The organism is Corynebacterium sp. p3-SID1194 (genome assembly GCF_025144155.1).
Classification (GTDB): domain Bacteria; phylum Actinomycetota; class Actinomycetes; order Mycobacteriales; family Mycobacteriaceae; genus Corynebacterium.
Genome location: NZ_JALXWY010000037.1, coordinates 1 through 1,621, shown reverse-complemented (window position 1 = coordinate 1,621; position 1,621 = coordinate 1). Strand labels below are relative to the sequence as shown.

At 59.1% G+C, this 1,621-nt stretch carries 1 protein-coding gene; it reads right to left on the bottom strand.

Annotated elements, in window-relative coordinates; translation table 11 throughout:
* Positions 1-59: 59 nt before the first annotated feature.
* Positions 60-1,598: a SpaH/EbpB family LPXTG-anchored major pilin gene (locus tag M3G19_RS11760; protein WP_259902786.1), complete on the bottom strand. Its 1,539-nt coding sequence runs from the start codon at positions 1,596-1,598 to the stop codon at positions 60-62.
* Between the last annotated feature and the right edge of the window lie 23 nt (positions 1,599-1,621).

Sequence of the window (1,621 nt, the reverse complement as noted above, 5' to 3'; positions counted from 1 at the left end):
CCGGGGGCGGGGCCGCGGGCCAACAGACTGAGGTCAATGCGCTCAGTCTGGCTGGGGCCTTAAGCCTCAGCGTTGGCGCGGCGAGCAGTCCAAGCCGCCAGGCCAGCAATCAAGGCGCCGAGCGCCACCAGGAGTCCGATACCCATGCCACCGGTAAGCGGCAGCTTCGGCATCTCGGAACGCTGGTTTTCAATCTTCGCGTCGTACTGAACCGGCGTTTCGGTGTTCAGCTTCTTATCGTCGGAGGCGAGCTTGAAGGAGTGAACCTCGTTGGTGGCGACGAAGCCGCTTGGAGCCTTGGTCTCCACCAAGCAGTAGGACTTGTCGATCTCCTTGGAGTCATCCTCGATGTCGGTGACGTGAATGCCGTCGATGATGACGGTGCCGTCGTCGCCGGTGGTCCAGGTGGACTTCTCACCGATGGTGATCTTGTTTTCAGCGTCGAGCTGGTCCTTCTTGGTTTCGGTGCCTTCGCAGCGGTACAGCTCGAACTCGGCGCCCTTCAGTGCGGTTTCGCTACCCTTTTCGGTCTTGACCACCTTGACCAGACCCCAGTAGGTCTTGACCTCGTTTGACGTGGTCTCGGTCTCCTTCTCCTGGCCCGGGTAGTGGATGAACTGCTTAGCCTCGTTCACTGCGATGCCGTCGGTGCCGGTAATCTCTTTCACCTTGGCGTCGATGGTCAGATCGACGGTCTTCCCTGCACCAACGCCAGCGAGCTTAGTCAGACCAGCCTCGGTGAACTTAACCTCGACGGTGCCAGCCGCCTGATCGATGGTAACGTTGTAGTCGGTTCCCTCAGCGATGGCGGTGCCATCAGACAGCGCAACCTGTGCGCGGATGTTTTCGAGGTTCTCGGTGTCCAGCTGGTCGGTGATGCGGAAGGACTTGAGCGTTTCGCCCTCCGGGATCGCCGGGATGCTGCCTTTCACCAGGTACTGAATGTCATCGCCAACATTCTGATCGGCATCCACAACTTCCTTGGTGATGCCGGAAGTGGTGTTCTTGGGCTGAACGGTGACATCGTAGTTCCAACCATCACCCTTAGCGTTGGTGTACGGCAGGGATACGATGAACGGGGTGGACGGGGCGATCTCCGAGGCCTTGTAGGTTTTGCCGGTGACGGTGTCGGTGACCTCACCTTCGATGGTCTCAGTGAACAGCCAGATGCCCTGCACCAGACCGTTGCCCTTGCCCAGCTTCAGCTGGCCATTATCGCCCGTCTTGCCGGTGACAGTCGTCTGGGTCGCAGTGGCACCAAGCTCCTTATAGTTGGAGGCCGTGAGCTTACCCAGATCTTCCGGTTTGACGTTGTCGACGTTAAGCAGAGTACCGGTGAAGGTAGCACCCTGCAGGGGATTACCGGTGACGTTCTGGTCGGCCTCACCAGTACCGTGGCCGCCAATGGAGGTCGGGTTGAGACGCTTATCGATGGTCAGTGTGACATCGGCGTCAGGATCAATGGTGGCGTTGTTGTTGGTCGAGGCTTCCTGTGCGACAGCGAGCGGAGCTTGAGCTACGCCAATGCTTCCCACCGACAGTGCCAGACCGAGGACTGCCGCAGCACCAGTAGAGCGTACGAGTGCAGACTTCTTCATGCGAAATGCCTTTCTTGGATCTA

Coding starts and splice junctions, on each gene's coding strand:
- M3G19_RS11760 (WP_259902786.1), bottom strand. CDS start 1,598: ATGAAGAAGTCTGCACTCGTACGCTCTACTGGTGCTGCGGCAGTCCTC.